Source organism: Pseudomonadota bacterium (assembly GCA_041395565.1).
Lineage (GTDB): Bacteria > Pseudomonadota > Gammaproteobacteria > UBA9214 > UBA9214 > UBA9214.
In genome coordinates this window covers 1-18,422 of record JAWLAI010000011.1, presented here as the reverse complement: position 1 = coordinate 18,422, position 18,422 = coordinate 1, and the positions used below count along the sequence as shown (strand labels likewise).

The 18,422-nt window shown below is 65.7% G+C and carries 21 protein-coding genes; 9 read left to right on the top strand and 12 right to left on the bottom strand.

All coding sequences use genetic code 11. The features are described 5' to 3' along the window. Positions 1-3: 3 nt before the first annotated feature. The 3 genes from R3F42_15945 to R3F42_15935 are packed head-to-tail and all read right to left on the bottom strand — an operon-like array spanning position 4 to position 2,538. Positions 4-561 (bottom strand): DUF937 domain-containing protein, encoded by a 558-nt coding sequence (locus R3F42_15945; protein MEZ5543511.1) that lies wholly within the window; start codon positions 559-561, stop codon positions 4-6. A 52-nt stretch (positions 562-613) separates the two neighbouring features. Next, positions 614-1,063, bottom strand: coding sequence for a DUF3465 domain-containing protein (locus tag R3F42_15940; protein ID MEZ5543510.1), 450 nt, complete (start codon positions 1,061-1,063; stop codon positions 614-616). 14 nt (positions 1,064-1,077) lie between these two features. Then, complete coding sequence (locus R3F42_15935; GenBank protein MEZ5543509.1) at positions 1,078-2,538, bottom strand: helicase HerA-like domain-containing protein; 1,461 nt, start codon at positions 2,536-2,538, stop codon at positions 1,078-1,080. A gap of 426 nt (positions 2,539-2,964) precedes the next feature. Between R3F42_15935 and R3F42_15930 the strand changes: the two genes are divergently transcribed. After that, complete coding sequence (locus R3F42_15930; GenBank protein MEZ5543508.1) at positions 2,965-3,372, top strand: DUF4332 domain-containing protein; 408 nt, start codon at positions 2,965-2,967, stop codon at positions 3,370-3,372. Between the two features lie 54 nt (positions 3,373-3,426). Here R3F42_15930 and R3F42_15925 read toward each other — a convergent pair whose 3' ends face one another. The 3 genes from R3F42_15925 to mscL form a co-directional block, all read right to left on the bottom strand. After that, the gene (locus tag R3F42_15925; GenBank protein ID MEZ5543507.1) at positions 3,427-3,807 is read right to left on the bottom strand and encodes a hypothetical protein; all 381 of its coding nucleotides are present in this window, start codon (positions 3,805-3,807) and stop codon (positions 3,427-3,429) included. 70 nt (positions 3,808-3,877) lie between these two features. Next, the gene (locus tag R3F42_15920; protein MEZ5543506.1) at positions 3,878-4,294 is read right to left on the bottom strand and encodes a hypothetical protein; all 417 of its coding nucleotides are present in this window, start codon (positions 4,292-4,294) and stop codon (positions 3,878-3,880) included. Positions 4,295-4,341: 47 nt separating this feature from the next. Next, positions 4,342-4,773 (bottom strand): large conductance mechanosensitive channel protein MscL, encoded by a 432-nt coding sequence (mscL, locus tag R3F42_15915; protein MEZ5543505.1) that lies wholly within the window; start codon positions 4,771-4,773, stop codon positions 4,342-4,344. A gap of 241 nt (positions 4,774-5,014) precedes the next feature. On the opposite strand from mscL, the gene R3F42_15910 reads away from it, so the two are divergent. From R3F42_15910 to R3F42_15895, 4 genes are all read left to right on the top strand, one after another. Beyond that, positions 5,015-5,668, top strand: a complete 654-nt coding sequence (locus tag R3F42_15910; GenBank protein ID MEZ5543504.1) for a DUF4126 domain-containing protein — start codon at positions 5,015-5,017, stop codon at positions 5,666-5,668. Continuing rightward, positions 5,665-6,216 (top strand): TlpA disulfide reductase family protein, encoded by a 552-nt coding sequence (locus R3F42_15905; GenBank protein ID MEZ5543503.1) that lies wholly within the window; start codon positions 5,665-5,667, stop codon positions 6,214-6,216. The genes R3F42_15910 and R3F42_15905 overlap by 4 nt, the downstream gene beginning before the upstream one ends. Next, on the top strand, positions 6,204-6,626 hold the full coding sequence (locus R3F42_15900; protein MEZ5543502.1) for a CopD family protein: 423 nt from the start codon (positions 6,204-6,206) through the stop codon (positions 6,624-6,626). Before R3F42_15905 ends, R3F42_15900 begins: the two co-directional genes overlap by 13 nt. Positions 6,627-6,780: 154 nt before the next feature. After that, a complete protein-coding gene (locus tag R3F42_15895; protein MEZ5543501.1) occupies positions 6,781-7,065 on the top strand; it encodes an oxidative damage protection protein in 285 nt (94 codons plus the stop codon). Positions 7,066-7,071: 6 nt separating this feature from the next. On the opposite strand, the gene R3F42_15890 is transcribed toward R3F42_15895, so the two are convergent. Then, positions 7,072-8,373 (bottom strand): ATP-grasp domain-containing protein, encoded by a 1,302-nt coding sequence (locus R3F42_15890; protein MEZ5543500.1) that lies wholly within the window; start codon positions 8,371-8,373, stop codon positions 7,072-7,074. Positions 8,374-8,436: 63 nt separating this feature from the next. After that, entirely contained in the window at positions 8,437-8,829 is a 393-nt protein-coding gene (locus R3F42_15885) for an iron-sulfur cluster assembly accessory protein (protein ID MEZ5543499.1), read from the bottom strand. A gap of 245 nt (positions 8,830-9,074) precedes the next feature. Between R3F42_15885 and R3F42_15880 the strand changes: the two genes are divergently transcribed. From R3F42_15880 to R3F42_15870, 3 genes are read left to right on the top strand one after another with little or no spacing between them, the layout of a single operon-like run. Beyond that, positions 9,075-10,301, top strand: coding sequence for a porin (locus tag R3F42_15880; GenBank protein ID MEZ5543498.1), 1,227 nt, complete (start codon positions 9,075-9,077; stop codon positions 10,299-10,301). Between the two features lie 54 nt (positions 10,302-10,355). After that, a complete protein-coding gene (locus R3F42_15875) occupies positions 10,356-10,892 on the top strand; it encodes an FMN-binding protein (protein MEZ5543497.1) in 537 nt (178 codons plus the stop codon). Continuing rightward, positions 10,870-11,679 (top strand): PepSY domain-containing protein, encoded by an 810-nt coding sequence (locus R3F42_15870; GenBank protein MEZ5543496.1) that lies wholly within the window; start codon positions 10,870-10,872, stop codon positions 11,677-11,679. Before R3F42_15875 ends, R3F42_15870 begins: the two co-directional genes overlap by 23 nt. A 36-nt stretch (positions 11,680-11,715) precedes the next feature. On the opposite strand, the gene R3F42_15865 is transcribed toward R3F42_15870, so the two are convergent. The 4 genes from R3F42_15865 to R3F42_15850 all read right to left on the bottom strand — a co-directional run bounded on the left by R3F42_15865 (position 11,716) and on the right by R3F42_15850 (position 17,410). Continuing rightward, complete coding sequence (locus tag R3F42_15865; GenBank protein MEZ5543495.1) at positions 11,716-13,137, bottom strand: hypothetical protein; 1,422 nt, start codon at positions 13,135-13,137, stop codon at positions 11,716-11,718. A 154-nt stretch (positions 13,138-13,291) separates the two neighbouring features. Further along, positions 13,292-14,332 carry a cytochrome c peroxidase gene (locus tag R3F42_15860; protein MEZ5543494.1) on the bottom strand — a complete coding sequence of 347 codons (1,041 nt, stop codon included), beginning with the start codon at positions 14,330-14,332 and terminating at the stop codon, positions 13,292-13,294. 225 nt (positions 14,333-14,557) lie between these two features. Next, positions 14,558-16,822: a phosphoenolpyruvate--protein phosphotransferase gene (gene ptsP, locus R3F42_15855; GenBank protein ID MEZ5543493.1), complete on the bottom strand. Its 2,265-nt coding sequence runs from the start codon at positions 16,820-16,822 to the stop codon at positions 14,558-14,560. 78 nt (positions 16,823-16,900) lie between these two features. Continuing rightward, entirely contained in the window at positions 16,901-17,410 is a 510-nt protein-coding gene (locus tag R3F42_15850; GenBank protein ID MEZ5543492.1) for an RNA pyrophosphohydrolase, read from the bottom strand. Between the two features lie 141 nt (positions 17,411-17,551). On the opposite strand from R3F42_15850, the gene R3F42_15845 reads away from it, so the two are divergent. Beyond that, positions 17,552-18,205 (top strand): HAD family hydrolase, encoded by a 654-nt coding sequence (locus R3F42_15845; GenBank protein MEZ5543491.1) that lies wholly within the window; start codon positions 17,552-17,554, stop codon positions 18,203-18,205. Positions 18,206-18,422: the final 217 nt, after the last annotated feature.

Sequence of the window (18,422 nt, the reverse complement as noted above, 5' to 3'; positions counted from 1 at the left end):
TGGCTACAGGAATTTCCTGGCCATGCCCATCAGATCGTCGAGTATGGAACCGTCCTTGTCGGCATCGAGAAACTGGGTCAGCATCCCGCCGAGACCGGCGCCCCCTGCGGCCTGGCCGCCCAGCCCGCCCGGCAGGCCCTGGACAGCACCGGTCTGCTTGCTCACCGCGCCCATCACCAGCGTGGCGATGACCGGCAGCATCTTTTTCAGCAAGCCGCTGTCCAGACCGGTCTGGTCCGCTGCATGTCCGGCCACCCGGCGGCTCACGTCCTTGCTGCCCAACAGGTGCCCGAGGATGGCGTTCCCGTCCGCGGTGACCTGCTGCGCCGGCACGGCGCCGGGCTGGTCGATATAGCGCTGGTGCCCGCCCCGCGCGAGCGCGCCCAGCAGATCCTCGGCGCCCTGCGGGGTCGCCATATTGTTCTGCATGCCACGCGCGAGTGCCGGCACCAGCGCAGACAATGCAGTTCTTGCTTCACTCTCGCTGACGCCGAACGCGCCAGTGAGTTGCTTCAGGGCAGCCGAACCCTGGGTATCGAGCAGCATTCCGAGCAGATTCATGATGGGTATCCTCCGGGGAAGTCAAAGCCGTGCCGATCGCGGCGACGGCGTGTTATTCATACCTCTTGCCATTCCAGTTGATCCAGCCGCCCTGTTCCCGGCCTTGCGGATCGTGGTGTGTCCAGTGTATGACACCGCCGCGCTCGTTCCATTCATAGCGTCCGCGCAATGACAGGCGCGCGCCGGTACGCACGGGAATGCGCTCGGCCAGATCGATGTTGTGCGCCACCATGACCGTATGACCGTCACCGACCGTGAGTATGAAACGCTGGTGCCGCGAGCCGTCGTTGTCATCCGCCAGCAAGCGGCTGACGCGGCCACCGGTCTCCAGCCAGACCCCGGAACGGTGCGCGGTGAAGGCGGCCTGGACCGCTGCCGCATCCCCGGCCGGCGACAGCGGTAACGCCACGCCGCCGCGCTCATAATATTGCCAGGCCAGCGCGCCCAGCACGACCAACACCGCGAGCAGGCGGCTGCCGGCACCTAACCGCTTGCTGCGCATGGATATACGGCCGCCTAGCCCTTCAGCAGCGAACCCAGGATACCGCGCGCGATACTCCGCCCCAGCGAACTGCCGACAGAGCGCACCACACTCTTCACCATGGCCTCCACGACCCCCTGGCGGTTGCTGCTGCGCCCCCCGGCCTTCTCCTTCGCCTTTGCAGACGCCGCCTCCGCGGCGTCCACCGCGGCCTTCTGGGCACGTTCACTCAGCATCTCGTAGGCGGAACGGCTATCGATGGCGGTATCGTAGCGCTTACCGAGGAGGCTCTGCGCGATGATCGCATCGCGCTCGGCCGGCGTGGCGGGACCCATGCGCGACGACGGCGGCCGGATCAGCGTGCGTTCCACGATGCCCGGCGTACCCTTGCCGCCCAGCGTGGAGACCAGCGCCTCGCCGACACCGAGTTGCGTGATAGCCTCGGCCGCGTCGAAGGCCGGGTTCGCACGGAAGGTATCCGCCGCGGCGCGCACTGCCTTCTGGTCGCGCGGCGTGAAGGCACGCAACGCATGCTGGATACGGTTGCCAAGCTGGCCGAGAATGGCATCGGGAACATCGAGCGGATTCTGGGTGACGAAATACACGCCCACACCCTTGGAGCGGATCAGGCGCACGACCTGTTCGACCTTGTCCACCAGCGCCTTCGGCGCGTCATCGAACAGCAGGTGGGCCTCGTCGAAGAAAAACACCAGGCGCGGCTGCTCCGGATCACCGACCTCCGGCAGTTCCTCGAACAGTTCGGACAGCAGCCAGAGCAGGAAGGTCGCATACAGGCGCGGCGACTGCATCAGGCGGTCGGCCGCGAGGATGTTGATGTTGCCGTAACCATTGGCACCGTTGCGCATGAAATCGAGCAGATCCAGCGCCGGCTCGCCCAGGAACTGGTCGGCGCCCTGCTCCTCCAGCACCAGCAGGCGCCGCTGGATGGCCCCGATCGAGGCGCTCGAGATATTGCCGTATTCGAGTTGCAGCTGCTGCCGGTTCTCGCCGGCAAACACCAGCAGCGCCCGCAGGTCCTTCAGGTCGAGCAGCAGCAGCCCCTGATCATCCGCCATTTTGAAGACCGCATAGAGCACGCCTTCCTGGGTGTCGTTGAGGTCCAGCAGCCGGGACAGCAGCAATGGCCCCATTTCCGAGACGGTGGCGCGCACCCGGTGGCCCTGCTTGCCGAACAGATCCCAGAACACCACGGGGAATGCCTGGTAGTGATAGTCGGCCAATCCGACCGCCGCAGCACGCTCCTCCAGCTTCGGGTTTTCCTTACCGGCCTGACTGATGCCGGCAAGGTCACCCTTGACGTCCGCCATGAACACCGGCACGCCACGCTGCGAGAAGGCCTCGGCCAGTATCTGCAGCGATACCGTCTTGCCGGTGCCGGTGGCACCGGCGATCAGGCCGTGGCGGTTGGCCAGGCGTGGCAACAGGAACACGGGCTGCTCGCCCTTGCCGATGAATATGTCCTGCTCGTCATTCATGATGTCGCGACTCCGCTGTGATGGTGTCAGGCCAGTCCGGCATCGTCCGGATCATTCGCCATGCGATCGATGATACGCGCGTATTCCCGTCCCAGCGCTTGCAGCTCCTCCAGTTCCAGCATCGAGGCAGGCTGTCGCGCGGCCTTGATCGCACGCTGGATCCGTTATGCGTCGGATGATGCGTTCGAGTTCCTCGGTGTGGCCGTTGGCCGCGGGACTGCTTCCGCTCATGGCATCTCTCTCGCAGCGATGGCGGCAACGGCGCCACCGGCACTGTGCCGGCACATCCGCGCAGCCTCGCGCACGCGGGTATTCTAGCGCAGGCGGCAAGCCGATGTTCACGCACCGCGCTTGATCGCACCCGACTAGCATTGTTTCTAGCATTGTTTAATGCAACGGGTTGACGCAAAACAAGCGAGGAAGAAAATGGCGTACAAAATCGAGGAAATAGAGGGCATCGGCCCTGCATTTGCAGCAAAACTCGAGCCGGCCGGCATCAAGACCACCGCCGACCTGCTGCAGCTGTGCTGCGATGCGGGCGGCCGCAAGGCCACCGCGGACAAGACCGGGCTGAAGGAAAGCCAGTTGCTGAAATGGGCCAACATGGCCGATCTCATGCGCATCTCGGGCGTCGGTTCGGAATTTTCGGAACTGCTCGAGGCCGCCGGCGTGGACACGGTGAAGGAGCTGCGCAACCGCCGTGCTGACAACCTGGCCGCGAAGATGGCCGAGGTCAACGCGAGCAAGAAACTGACTCGCGCCGTGCCATCCGAGACGGTCGTCGGCAAGTGGATCGAAGCAGCCAAGAACCTCAAGCCGATGATCGAGCACTAGCACCTGTCGCATTGACCCCTAGCGGGTGGCAAGCGCGGGATTATGAAATAGGTTCTAGTCAGACTCGCCCGTGGGCGGGGTCGCCGGTGGCCCCGCCCCCGCGCCGCCCGGTTCCTTCCCGCCAGCGCCCGCGGCGCCATGCCGCGGCAACAGCAACCGGCGCATGCGCCGCCGCCCCAGCAGCTGTGCAACGCTACCGTAGAGCAGGGCCAGCAACGCGCCCCCGAGCAGCGACAGCACGAGGTAATGGGCATCCCAGAGATACACGTATGCGATGTCCGCAGGGCCTGCCCGCAGCAGGTCGAATGCCTGCTGCAAATCATTGACCAGGCTGTCACCCGCGCCCGGCAGACGCAGCTGCCGCGGATCCGGCTTGTCGATCCAGAACCAGGCCAGCCAGCCGGCGATGAAGACCAGGAAAGCGCTGCGCAACATCCGCGATCACCTGCAACAAAAAGGCGGCCGGGCTCGCACCCGGCCGCCTGTTGCCCGGAGCATGCGGCCGCTACTTCTGGCCCAGCGCCTCGTCGGCTTCCTTGCTCATGGCATCGAACGCTTCCTGGGCCTCCTTGGTGGCGGCCTCGTCGAGCTCCGCGGGGGCGGTCGCATCGGCAACGCCCTGGGCGGCGTCATGGACGGCCTCCTTGGTCGCATCCACTGCATCGGAAGCCATTTCCTTCGCGCCCTCGGCAACGTCGCCGACCGCGTCACCGACGGCATCGGCCGCATCGGATGCGGCTGCGCCGGCATCGTCGGCCATCTCACCGGCCTTGTCGGCCACATCGGAGGCCATCTCGCTGGCGGAATCCATCGCCTTGTCCATCATGCCCGGCTCGTTGCTACCGGTAGCCGTATCGTTCTTGTCGCCACAACCGGCGAGAATCAGCGCCAGAGCGGCGGCGGTAATGAGTTTCCTGTGCATAACGTTACTCCTGGTTTTGCTTTACGGATTGAATCAAGGTCCGGTATTCAGTCGAGTTGCGAGGTACAGAACCTGCAGCGTTTGGTCGCGATCGGGATCTCGGAGAGACACTGCGGACACGACCGAATATCGGGTGCCTTGGGCGGCTCCTCGGCCTTGACCTTGTTCATCGCCTTGACGAGCATGAAGATAGCAAATGCAACAATCAGGAAATCCAGCACGGTGTTGATGAAAACGCCGTAATTGAGGGTTGCAGCACCGGCTTCCTGCGCCGCCGCCAGCGATGGATAGGATTCACTGCCGAGGTTGATGAAGAGATTGCTGAAGTCCACACCACCCATGAGCTTGCCGAGCGGCGGCATCAGCACGTCATTGACGAAAGACGTTACGATCTTGCCGAACGCTGCGCCGATCACGATACCGACCGCCATATCGACAACATTGCCGCGCATGGCAAATTTCTTGAATTCTTCCAGCACGCGCTGCTCCTGGGTAGCGATAAGCGATGACTTCCTGTTTACAGCGCGCCTATTATATAAAGGCACAGTCCGAAATTTACAGTTTTTCATGATCTTTTTTTATTTCACAAACAGGATGTTACATGATACGGCGACGCCGCCGCCCGGGCCCGGACGGGAAATCGCCAAACGGCTGCAGGCAGGACCGGATAGCACCGGGCAGCCGCGCATGCGCCGCACGGGGTAGACGGGGGCTGTCGGGATGGATATCACGCATACCGTCGCCCTGACCATGGGGGTGGCCTGGGCCAGCGGCATCAACCTGTATGCCGCGCTGCTGGTACTGGGTTACCTCGGCAGCACCGGCAGCATCGATCTGCCGCCGGCACTGGAGATCCTTACCGAGCCGCCGGTGATGCTGGCGGCCGGCGCCATGTACTGCGTGGAATTCTTCGCCGACAAGATCCCCGGTATCGACAGCGGCTGGGACATGCTGTCCACCTTTATCCGCATCCCCGCCGGCGCCGTGCTGGCGGCCGGCGCGATCGGCGACGCCGGCACGGCCGCCCAGCTGGCAGCCGGTATCGCCGGCGGGACCCTGACCGCAGGCAGCCATGCCACCAAGGCCGGCACCCGTGTCATGATCAACAGCTCGCCGGAACCCTTCAGCAACTGGTTTGCCTCGGTGGGCGAGGACGTCGCGGTCGTAGCCGGCCTGTGGACGGCATTGCACAATCCGGTACTGTTCATCATCCTGCTGGCACTGTTCATCCTGCTCATGATCTGGCTGCTGCCGAGGCTGTGGCGCGGCATCAGGTCGCTGTTCGGATGGCTGGCCCGGCTGTTCGGCAGCGGCGGCAGGCAAGGCGGGAAGCTGGTGCAGGACAACGGGACGCACGGGAAGCACAAGCCATGAAGGAACTGCTCACAGTGGCGGCACTGGTCGTCTTCGTCGGCCTCGGCTGGCTGCTGTTCGCCCCGCCGGTCCTGCGCACCAGCCCGGATATCAGCCTGCTCGGAATCGACGGCGGGAAACTGCACCTGGCCGACTACCGCGGCCGCCCGCTGCTGGTCACTTTCTGGGCCACGAGCTGCCCCGGCTGCATTCGGGAAATGCCGCGCCTGGCGGCGCTATACCGTGAACTCGCGCCCCGCGGACTCGAGATCATCGGCATTGCCATGCACTACGATCCGCCCAACGAGGTGCTCGCCATGCGCGAGCGGCGGCGCATTCCTTATCCGATCGCGCTCGACATCACCGCCGCTGCCGCGCACGCCTTCGGTGACGTGCAGATGACCCCGACGACCTTTCTGATCGCCCCGGACGGGCGTATCGTGTTCCACGCCGCCGGCGAACTGGACCCGGACATGCTGCGCGCCAGGATCAATGGCCTGCTGCCGCAGGCCACCACCGCCACCCGCTGCGACGACAAACGAGGGGATCCCGCATCATGCTCTGGGTAAAGGGACTGCATATCATCTTCATGGTCACCTGGTTCGCAGGCCTGTTCTACCTGCCGCGCCTGTTCGTCTACCATGCCGACGCACGCGACGAGATCAGCCATGCCCGGTTTCTGGTGATGGAACGCAAACTCTTCGCGATCATGACCATCGGCGCCGTGCTGACGGCGGTGTTCGGTCTCTGGCTGCTGGCGGACTACGCCTGGCAGGCCTACCGGGCCTCGGGCTGGCTCCATGCGAAGCTGGCGCTGGTCACCGCACTGGTGGTCTATCATCTCTACTGCCTGAGCATCATGCGTCAGTTCCGGGCCGGGACCGCGCAGCACAGCCATGTGTTCTACCGCTGGATCAATGAAATCCCCGCCCTGCTGCTGATCGCGATCGTGCTGCTCGTGGTCGTGAAACCCTTCTGATTGCGGGGTCACCGCAACGACAAGTCGCCCGGCAGCGGTTACAATATGTGTCGACTTGTCATGCCGCGACCGCCCCCCGGGGAGCCCCCCCGTGATGCGGCGCGGGATGACGCGGAACCGCCAGCTATCGCCAACGAGCCGAAGGAATCAACGCATGAGCCGTATCGTCAACTGTGTCGTACTCAAACGCGAGGCCGAGGGCCTGGACTACGTGCCCCACCCGGGTACCCTGGGCGAGCGGATCTACGAAAACGTCTCCGCCGCAGGCTGGAAGCAATGGCTCGACCGGCTCACCATGATCATCAACGAGAACGGCCTGAATACCGCCGATCCCGGCAGCGTCGAGATGATCGAGCAGCACATGGTCGGTTTCCTGTTCGGGGAAGGCGACCTCGGCGGCACGCCGCAGGGTTTCCGCCCGCCCGGCGCGAAGAAATAACGCCAGTCAGTCACCCGCACGCAGGTCGTGCATGCGCAGCAACGGGGCCACCACGATATCCAGTTGCGCATGGGCCGCACGCAATGCGGCCTCCGCCTGCGCCGGCGTCGGCGCCCGGGCGAACATGAAGCCGAGGTAGCTCGCCCCCTCCGGCAGGGGCACCAGCTCGTAGCCTTCCCGGATGGCAATCGAGATGTCCTCGATAAAGGGGACGGCGCGCGCCGCCCCGATACCTTCGATCCGGCGCAGGATGCCGGCCTGCGCGATCGGGAGCATCAGCACCCCTGCGGCACCGGGCGCCGGCTCGAACGCAAGCTGCCGCCCGCTGGCATGCGCGATCACCAGCTCCTCCAGCCCGTGCCCGGTCGCCGCCCGCAGCAGGCGCGCGCAATCGCCGCCGATCGTGCGCGCGGCCACCTCCATGATGACGCAGCCCTGCGCGGCGATACGCACCTCGGCATGCACGGGACCGGCACGCAGACCCAGCGCCTGGCACGCCACCTGCACGCTGGCGCTGACCGCCTGCTGCACACTGGCGGCATGCCGTGAGGGCGTGATGTAGTAGGTCTCCTCGAAGTAAGGACCATCGAGCGGGTCCGGTTTGTCGAACAGCGCCAGCACCTGCAGTTGACCGTCGCTGAGCATACCTTCCAGCGCAACTTCTGGCCCGGGCACGAAGGACTCCAGCAGCAGGTGCGTGGCGGCAAACCGGTCAGGAAGCGGCTCGCGCGCCAGTAGTGCCCGGATCCGTCGACAGGCGGCCAGTGCCTGCGCCTGGTTGTCGGCACGGATGACGCCGCGGCTGCCGGATAATGTCAGCGGCTTGATGACGCAGGGATAGCACACCGGCGCCAGCTGTACAGCCAGCGGCCGCGCCAGATCCAGGATACGGAATTCGGGTACGCCGGCTCCGTATGCCGCCAGCGCCGTCCGCGACAGATCCTTGCGCCGGGTGCGGCGTGCCGCCTCCGGCGGATTGTGCGGCAGGCCGAGCCGTTCGGCGACACGACTGGCAAGTTCCACGGTAGCGTCGTCGGTGGCGACCACACCGCAGAAGGGGTGCGCGCGATCCGCCGCCAGCAGGACCTCGAATGCCGCGGGATCGGCAAGGTCGATATGCAGGCCGCCGGCTATCGCACTGACCAGCGAATGCCGGCCTTCCGATGCGATCAGCACGGCAATCCCGCAGCGCTGCGCCGCGGCAAGATAGGCTGCCGTACGATAGCTGTCCGGCGCAGCCACCAGCAGCAGCCGCGCGGCGGACTGCGCCGGCGGGCGCTGCGCACCTGCTGTGGAAGCCGCTGCCATTGCCTCGCACGCCGACCCGCGCGGGCCGGCGCGGAGCTGGCGTCGGGGGATCAGGCTATCGGATCAGGCGCAACCGCCACCCGCCGCACCGCAGGCGCCGCAGGTGCCGGAACCGCCGGTAACCGCGAAGGCATTGTTGAAGACGAAACTGGCGCCGGTCGGACGCTCGACATAATCGATCTCCACGCCGCGGAGGTAGTTGAGCGCCACCACATCGACATAGACATCGAAACCGTTCAGCGTGCGCACGCAATCGTACTCCGTGCGGGTATCGGTGAAGGTCATACCATAGCCCATCCCGCCGCAACCGCCGCCCGAGACGAACACGCGGATCGCCTTCAGATCCTCGTCTTCGACCTGGCCGAACAGTTCCAGCATCTTCGTGCGCGCCGCCTCGGTCAGGGCGAGGTCGGCATCGGATAGCTCCATGCTGAAGCCATTCGCTGTCTGTGTCATAGCAAACTCCATGGTTCCCGGGAAAGTTGTCGCTCCATGCAATATATATGCAGCAACTGCCGTATTCCACCCCTAACGTCAACTGGAAATCGCCCGAATCCCACATATTTATTAATACATTACAACGGCTTAATTTGACGCAATCCCGGACACACTGGATGAATATCTAAATGATAATGATTTGCATTAAGAATTAGATTGTGTAGACTGGGCACCATTCAGCAACCGTAGAGGAGTACCGCCCCATGAAGCACACCGCCCTCCCGCTTGCCCTGTGCACTGCCGCCCTGGGCCTGCCACTGACCGGCCAGAGTGCCGCACCGATGCCCTCCCCGGAACAGATGTGGGAGATCATCCAGCAGCAGCAGCAGGAAATCGAGGCGCTGAAACGCCAGCAGCAGGCCACGGAGCGCAAGGCGGATGCGGCCGACGAGAAGGCCGAGGCCGCCGTGGATGCGGTGGAGAGTGACAGCAGCGGCAGTGGCGGCTGGGCCGAGCGCACCCGGATCGGCGGCTACGGCGAGCTGCACTACTACAACATCGACGCCAGCGACTCGGCCAACGACGTGAAGGAACTCGACTTCAAGCGCTTCGTGCTGTTCGCCGGTCACGAGTTCACCGATGACATCCGCTTTTTTTCGGAGATCGAGCTCGAACACAGCATAGCGGGTGAAGGACAGAACGGCGAATTCGAACTCGAGCAGGCCTATCTCGAGTTCGATCTGCGCGACAACCTGCAGGCCCGGGGCGGCCTGTTCCTGCTGCCGGTGGGCATCCTCAACGAGACCCACGAACCGAATACCTTCTATGGTGTCGAGCGCAACGATGTGGAGAGCATCATCATCCCGGCCACCTGGTGGGCCGGTGGCGCCGGCCTCAGCGGCCGGCACGCCAATGGCATCAGCTGGGACCTGGCCGTGCACGAGGGTCTGAGGATGGATACCACCAGCTTCCGCGTGCGCGACGGCCGGCAAAAGACCAGCGAGGCCCGTGCCGACGACCTGGCCTGGAGCGGCCGCCTGCGCTATACCGGCATCCCGGGCCTGGAACTGGCCGCCAGCGCCAACTACCAGACCGATGCCTCGCAGGTGGGCGGTGACGGCCTCGACTCCGGACTGCTGCTGGAAACCCACCTGGTGTACGAAAAGGGTCCGTTCGGACTGCGCGCCCTGTATGCGCGCTGGGACTTCGACGGTGCGGCGGTGGCGGCCGCGGACGCCGATCGGCAGACCGGTTGGTACCTCGAACCGAGCTACCGGGTGCGCAGCGATATCGGCCTGTATGCCCGCTACGAGGATGTCGCGGCCGCCCGCAGCCAGGACCGCTTCGATCAGTGGGAGATCGGCGTGAATTACTGGCCGCATCCGGACGTCGTGATCAAGGCGGACTACCGCAGCCGCGACCATGACCTGGCGGCGGAGGCCGGCCGCGACTTCGACGCCTTCGATCTGGGCATCGGCTACCAGTTCTGACGCCGGGGAGGCCACTACCCGCATGAACAGCTTCTGCTATGCTTCCCGCTCGCTATGTACCGTTTCCTCGCATTCCTGGGATTGCTGTCACTCGCCGGCGCGTTGCCTGCCGAGGATGTCTACCAGTCGCCACAGGATTTCCTGGCGGGGGTCTTTGCCGGCGCACCACCGCAACCGGCCGTGCTCTGGTTACGCGACGAGCTCCGCACGACCAGCAGTGCCATTCTCGGGCACCCCTACCCCGGCCTGCGTATCCGTTACTGGCTGCAGGACGGTCGCAGCGCCTGGATCCTGGAGGAAACGGGCAAGGAGCAGCCGATCACCGTGGGCCTGGTGGTCAATGCCGAGGGTATCGAGCTGGTACGCGTGCTTGCCTACCGGGAGAACCGCGGCTGGGAGGTGCGCTATCCCTTTTTCACCGACCAGTTCCGCGGTCTCCGGCTGAGCGGTCCCGAGCATGCACTCGATAAATCCATCGACGGCATCTCCGGCGCCACGCTCTCGGTTCGCGCACTGGAGAAACTCGCACGCCTCGCCCTCTACCTGCACGCCCAGACCAGCAGCCGACATGACCCGACAGCCGCGCAGTAAGGCGCGCGCCAGGCTGCTGCGCTCGCTGTATATCTGGCACCGGTACCTCGGCCTTGCCGCCGCTGCGTTCGTCGTGGTGCTTGCCGCCACCGGCCTGTTGCTCAATCACACCGAGGAACTCGGCCTGGATTCGATCAACATCGCCTCGCCCGCACTGCTCGACTGGTATGGTGTCCATGCACCGGAACAGCTGCTTGTCTATCGTGCGGGCGCGCATGCGGTCTGCGCGGCCCAGGACAGGATCTTCCTGGACCAGGTGCGCCTGCCCGGCACACAAGGCCCGTTGCAGGGCGCCGTCGAATTCGCCGGTCTGGTCGTGGTCGCCACCGGCAGCCAGCTGCTGCTGCTGGAGCCTGCCGGCACACTCGTGGAACGCCTCGATGCAGCCAGCGGGATTCCGGCCGACATCCGCGCCATCGGCGTGAGCGACCGCGACGAACTCGCGCTGCGCACGACGGGCGGCAGCTTCCTCACCGATGCCGATTTCCTCGCCTGGCGCCCCGCCGGCAACGCCGCCGTGCGCTGGGCAGCACCGACGCAGCCGACGGCTGCCGAACGCACGGCACTCAACCATGCCTGGCGCGGTGACGGCCTGACGCTGGAACGGATCATGCTCGATCTGCACAGTGGCCGCATCCTCGGCAGCGGCGGCATCTACCTCATGGACGGGGCGGCCATACTGTTTCTGCTGCTCGCGGTCAGCGGCATCTGGCTCTGGGGCAAACGGCTGGTAAGCGCCCGGGCGCATCGGAGCGGCGGCCGGCACCCCGACCCCGACGGCAACTGAACCCCTGCGGGTCTGCAGCCGCGCCGGCGACCCGGACTACCGGGCGTTGCGGGCGTGCCTGCGACCGCGCCAGCGCCAGAGGATGGCGATGAAGGCGAGCAGCAGCCACAGCTCACCGGCGCGCGCGGCACCGGCATGCGGATCGCCCAGGGAACAGGTCAGGTAACCGCGGCTGCCGGCGTCGGCCCGCGCGAAACCGGCGGAATAGATCTCCAGATTGCCCGTGGCGTTGTCGGCCCACACCACCCGGTCGCCGCGCGGCGCCAGCCGGGCCTGGGGATTGCAGCCGAGCGTGGCACCGGTCTGGGTCAGGATATCGTTCGCCAGAATCACCCCGTCGTAGGTGGCCTGCGTGTTGAAGATGGAATAGTTCACGCCGCTCGGACAGGCGACCGCGTCGTAATCCATGTAGATGGCGTGCACGCGCCGGTCGTAACCGATGCGCGAGAACACGTGCCAGGCGGACTGCGCCGGCGTGGAGGTCAGCGCGGTCCGGTGCAGGCGCATGACGGCGGGATCGGCCGGCCCGCCGTTCTGGTCGTCCAGCGCCGGATCCAGGGCGTCGAGATAGATCTGCTCGTCACCGCTACCTGCCAGGGTCGTCGCCTGCTTGTAGACCACGTAGACGCGATTGTCCGCCAGATTGACACTGACGGTGGCATTGCCAGCGCGCAGTCCGTCGTCGACGCTCAGCAGCGTGGGCGCGATGCGCAGGGCGCCGCTGCTGCCGTCGATCATCGCATAGTACACCTCGTCAGCCGCGGTCGCGCCGGCCTGGGTAAACACCACATGCACGTGGCCGGCCGAATCGACGGCGATATCGGGCAGGTCGTTGCCGCTGCCCGTGGTACCCGCGGCGGCCGACAGGTCCAGGATGGTGGTTTGCGGCTGGCCCTCGGCATCGAGCTTCACGTATTGCACGGGTCCGCCGGCGCCGCTCTCCCAGACGAGATGCAGGAATCCTCCGGCAGCGACGGCCATGGCCGGATTGCGTGCGGGCCAGCCATCGGTCGGACTGGACACCCGCACCTGATCAGCGACGCCGCCGAGCACCGGTTTGATGGTCGCCAGGACGGCCGGCGTGGCCGGATCGAGATCATCCAGCAACGGTTGCAGACGCATGATATAGATTTCCTGGTCGGCCAGGTCCTGCCAGACCACGAACAGGCGGTTTGCGGCATCGAGTGCCGTCACCGGCGTGGTATTGGCGCTGCCGCTGCTGTTGTTGATCTGGATGTCGGGGATACGCACCACACCGGCCGTGTCGAACAGCTTGTACATGACGGCGCCGTTGTCCACGGTGGCATCGTGCCAGACCAGGTGCAGGAAGCCGTTGGTGTCGATACGGTAGTCAGGATAATCCGCACTGCCGAGTCCCGTGGTCAGCTGCACCGCCTGCCCCAGCAACGGCTGCAGCAGGGTCGTCAGCAGCATCAGGCAGGTCAGGGCAAGTCTCATGTCACGCTCTCCGGATCGATGGTTTGAGTTGGATCATGTCATACCCCGCAGGGTCGCGGGCCGGCCCGTGCGCACCCGTGCAGAATGCACACCGGTGCGGTGACGGGCCGGCGCGGTCGCTGCTCCCGCCGCCGGCGCGGCGGACAGCGCCTGCCTACTTGGCGACGATGCTGCGGCCCGGCGTCGGCGGCAGCTGCGGCAGCGTCTGCTGCGGAAACGGCCCGCTCAGCGCGCCCAGGAACGCAACGAGATCGGCGGTTTCCGTGGCGCTGAGGTCGCGGTTGAGCTGGGTCTTCGCCATGACCTGCACGGCCGCGTCGAGCGTCGCTACCGCGCCATTGTGGAAATACGGCGCGGTCAGCGCGATATTGCGCAGCGTCGGCACCTTGAACATGTCGCGATCCGCTTCCTTGCCCGTGACCGCAAAGCGGCCGCCGTCGGCGGTGAAAGCGTACTGCTTGACATAGTCGTTGTCGGTGAAGGTCGGGAATTTCATGAAGAAGCCGGTACCCGGCGCCATGGCCGGGCCGTTGAAGGCGGGACCGGAATGGCATGAGACGCAACCGACCTCGGCGAAGGTCTGCATGCCGCGCACCTGCTGTTCGGTCATGGCCTGCTCATCGCCCTTTACATAGCGGTCATAGGCGCTGTTCGGCGTGATCAGCGTCCGCTCGTAGGCGGCGACGGCCTTGGCGGCATTGTCCACCGTCATCGGCTCCTTGTCGCCGGGGAAGGCCTGTTCGAAATAGGGGCGGTAGCCGGGGATATCGCGCACCCGGTTCATCGCCTCCTCCAGTTCGCTCATGCCCATCTCGACCGGGTTGACCACCGGGCCCTTGGCCTGGTCTTCCAGCGTCGCGGCACGGCCATCCCAGAACTGGGACGAATTGAAGGCCGAATTCCACACGGTCGGCGAACTGCGACCGCCGGTCTTGCCATGCACGCCCATCGAGACGGGACGGTTGTCATCGCCGCCCAGCATCACATTGTGGCAGGAATTGCAGGATACGGTGCCGGTCGCAGAAAAACGCGGATCGAGATAAAGCATCCGGCCCAGCTCGACCTTCGCGGTCGTCGTCGGGTTGTCTGCCGGCGCAGGGGCCTGTTCCGGCAGCGCCTGCCAGTCCGCTGCCAGCGCACATGTCGCCGTGATGCCGAATACCGTGCCCAGTAAACCTTGCTTGTACCACTGCATAACTTGCTCCGAAATCAGTCAATGTGAAATGAACGAATTACACCAGGCGGCAGATTCTAGCGGAAACGGCTGGCACTCGACAGGGCGCGCGGTGGCGGTTGCACATACGGTCGCGGCGGCAAAGCCGCAGCGGCCCGCCGTCTGTCTGCCTTTCCGTCGGGATTTCGTGCACTTGCGGCCGCTGTCCGTCCCGCCGCGGCAACGGCTGCGGCATAGTGTCGCGGCTCAGTTGCCGGCACGCACCAGACCGCCGAGGCCACCCTGTTCGAGCACGCTGTTATAGAGTTCGCGGATGGCGCGCGGCTCTTCCAGGGTGAGCGCCTGTTCGACGAGATCGATGGCCTCGCTCTGGGTGAAACTGCGGACGACCCATTTGACGCGTGGCAGATTGCTGGCACTCATGCTCAGGCTATTGACCTTCAGTCCCAGCAGCGCGAGCGCCGCGGCCGGATCACCCGCCATTTCGCCGCACACACTCACCGGCTTGCCCAGGCGCTGCGCATCGGTGACCACCTGGCGGATGGCACGCAGCACCGCCGGGTGCATGCACTGGTACAGGCCCGCCACGCGCGAATTGTTACGATCCACCGCGAGCAGATACTGGGTCAGGTCATTGGTGCCGATCGAGAAAAAGTCCACCCGCTGGGCCATCGCCGCCACCTGGTAGACCGCGGACGGGACCTCGACCATGATGCCGATCGGCGGACGCATGACCGGCATGCCATCCTCGAGCAGTTCGCCGTGCGCCTGGTTGATGAGTGTCATCGCGATATCGAGCTCGCTGACCGAAGACACCATCGGCAGCATGATGGTGAGGTTGTTGAGACCGATGCTGGCGCGCAGCATCGCGCGGATCTGGGTGAGAAAGATCTCCGGGTGATCGAGGGAGATGCGGATTCCGCGCCAGCCCAGGAACGGATTGTCTTCGCGCACCGGGAAATAAGGCAGCATCTTGTCGCCGCCGACATCGAGCGTGCGCAGGGTCACCGGCCGCGGCCTGAACGCCTCCAGGGCGCCGCGGTAGATACGCAGCTGCTCCTCTTCGGAGGGGAAGCGGTCCTGCATCAGGAACGGCACCTCGGTGCGATAGAGGCCCACGCCATCACCCTCGCTGTGCACCTCCGGCCCGATCCCGGACACCAGTCCGATGTTCAGGTACAGCGGTACCGGGATGCCATCGGGCGTGACCGATGGCTGACCGGCAACCTTCTTCAGCGTCTGGGTCAGCTCGGTTTCCTGCGACTGCAGCAGCAGGAACTCCTCGCGCACCAGCGGCGTGGGATTGATATACACATCGCCACGGTAGCCGTCGGCGATGATGGTCTGTCCCTCGAGCCGGCCGACCGGCAGGTCCGCGACGCCCATCACCGCCGGGATGCTGAGCGCCTGCGCCAGGATGGCGACGTGCGATGAGCTCGACCCGCTCGCACACACGATACCGGCCAGATGCTCGAGCGGAATCTCCGCCAGCTGGCTGGCGCTGATGTCCTCGCCCACCAGCACCGTGCGCGGATGGATCTCGATCCCGGCCGCTGGCCGGCTTTGCATGTGGGTCAGGATGCGGCGCCCGAGATCGCGGATATCGCTCGCGCGCTCCCGCAGGTAGCTGTCCTCCATGGATTCGAACACGGCCACGTGCTGCGACACCGTCTCGCGCAGCGCGCCGGGCGCCCAGTTGCCCGCGCGAATGCGCTCGATGGTTTCCGCGACCAGGCTGTCGCCGCCGAGCATCAGCAGCAACGCGTCGAACAGCGCGAGTTCCTCCGCCGGCAATACCGCGGACATGCGATTGGCGTAGGCGCGCAGGTCATCCCGCACGGCGGACACGGCCGCCTCGAAATTCGCCACCTCCGTATCCTGGTCCGCGGCAACGCGGTCCGGGATGGCCTCCAGGTTGGCGGGCGGATAGACCACCATGGCCTGACCGATGGCGACGCCGGGCGAGCCCGGCAGGCCGCGCACGGCAGCCGACACGTCCTCGGTGCGGGTCAGTGCGCTGGCGATCTCGCCGCTGGCGCCGGCGTGGGTGATCGCGCCGGCCAGCTGTGCTGCCAGCGTGACCAGAAAGGCCTCTTCCTCGTCTTCGAAGCGGCGCACCCGGCGCTGGCGCACGACCAGCACGCCGAGCACCTTGCCGTGCTGGATGATCGGTACGCCGAGAAAGCCGTGATAGGGATCCTCGCCGGTTTCGGCGACGAACATGTAGCGCGGGTGGCTGGGCGCATCCTCGATGTTGACCGGCTCCTCGCGCTCGCACACCATGCCGACCAGTCCCTCGCCGTAACGCAGGCGCACCTTGCCCACCGCATCCTGGCGCAGGCCCTCGGTCGCACGCAGGACGAATTCACGGCGTTCGGTATCGCGCAGGTACACCGAGGCGACATCGACATTCACCGAAGCCCGCACGCGCTGCACGATGATCTTGAGCGCCTGCTCGAGATCGGGCGCGGCGTTGACCTCCTGGATGATGCGTCTGAGAGTTTCCAGCATGGCGGACGTCGATGCGTGGCGCTTAGGCCCCCGGTGGAGCACGCAGCCGGTGCACGAATATTGCGTTTGCGGCCACGGTCAGTTTTCGCGCCCCGCCGGGAGATCGGGAATACCCTCCGGGAACAGCAAAGGTGCCAGCTCCTTCAGCGCCTGCCGGTACACCTTGCGCTTGAAGGCGACGACCTCGCTCAACGGGTGCCAGTAATCGACCCAGCGCCAGCGGTCGAATTCCGGGCGCGCACAGCGGTCGAGACAGACTGACCGGTCCGTGCAGAGGATGCGCAGCAGGAACCATACCTGCTTCTGGCCGATGCAGAGCGGCCGGCTGGCGTGGCGGATATAGCGTCGCGGCAGGCGGTAGCGCAGCCAGCCGCGCGTGGTACCCATGACCTCGACATCGCCGGGGGTGAGCCCGATCTCTTCACCGAGTTCGCGGTACATCGCCTCGGTCGGGGTTTCGTCGGAGCGCATCCCGCCCTGCGGGAACTGCCAGGCATCCTGGCCGGCGCGGCGCGCCCACAGCAACTGCCCGCTGCTGTTGGACAGTATGATGCCGACGTTTGGCCTGAACCCATCCGGATCAATCACTTACTAAAACCCGCTCGCGACCGCGAATGCAAATGATTCTCCCATAGGCCGCAATTTCTGGCAAATCGGCACACGGGCACGCGCATGCCGGCGCGGCGCGTTCGTGTATGCTTGGTGACCTGCGGCGGCCGGAGCTTTCATGTGGGCATTGCACTGTTCGATCTCGACAACACGCTGATCGCGGGTGACAGCGACTACCTCTGGGGCTGTTTCCTGGTCGAGCAGGGTATCGTCGACGGCGCGCACTACGAACAGGCGAACCGGCGTTTTTACGACCAGTACAAGGTCGGCGAACTGGATATCCACGAATTCCTGGCCTTCCAGCTGCGGCCGCTGGCGGAACACGATCCCACGCAGCTCCGGGACTGGCGTACCAGGTACATCGAGGAAAAGATCGTCCCCATCCTGCTGCCCAAGGCGCGTCAGCTGATCACCCGACATCGCGAACGCGGCGACACGCTGGTGATCATCACCGCCACCAACAGCTTCATCACGCGCCCGATCGCCGATCTCTACGGCGTCGAGCATCTGCTTGCCACCGAGCCGGCAATGGCCGGCCCGCGCTATACCGGCGCTGTCGCCGGCATCCCCTGTTTCCAGGACGGCAAGGTCCGGGTGCTGGAGGGCTGGCTGGCGGGCCGCCGTCTTACCCTGGAGGACAGCAGTTTCTACAGCGATTCGCACAACGACCTGCCGCTGTTGTCCCGGGTCACCTGGCCGACGGCGGTGGATCCCGACGAGATCCTCGAGGCGCATGCGCGGGCGCGGGACTGGCCGGTGATCAGCCTGCGATGACGGCGCCGCAGCCCGCGCCAGCGGCCACGGGGCACGACGGCTGATGCGCGGCCTGGCACTGTTCTCCCTGCTGCTGGCACTGGCCGCGGGCAGCGCGGCCTATGGCCTGCTCAATGGCAGCGTCGCGACCGGCTGGCACGACCTGCTGGCGGTGCTTTCCGGCAACGGTGACAGCATGGCGGCCGCCGTGATCCGGGAACTGCGCTGGCCGCGTATC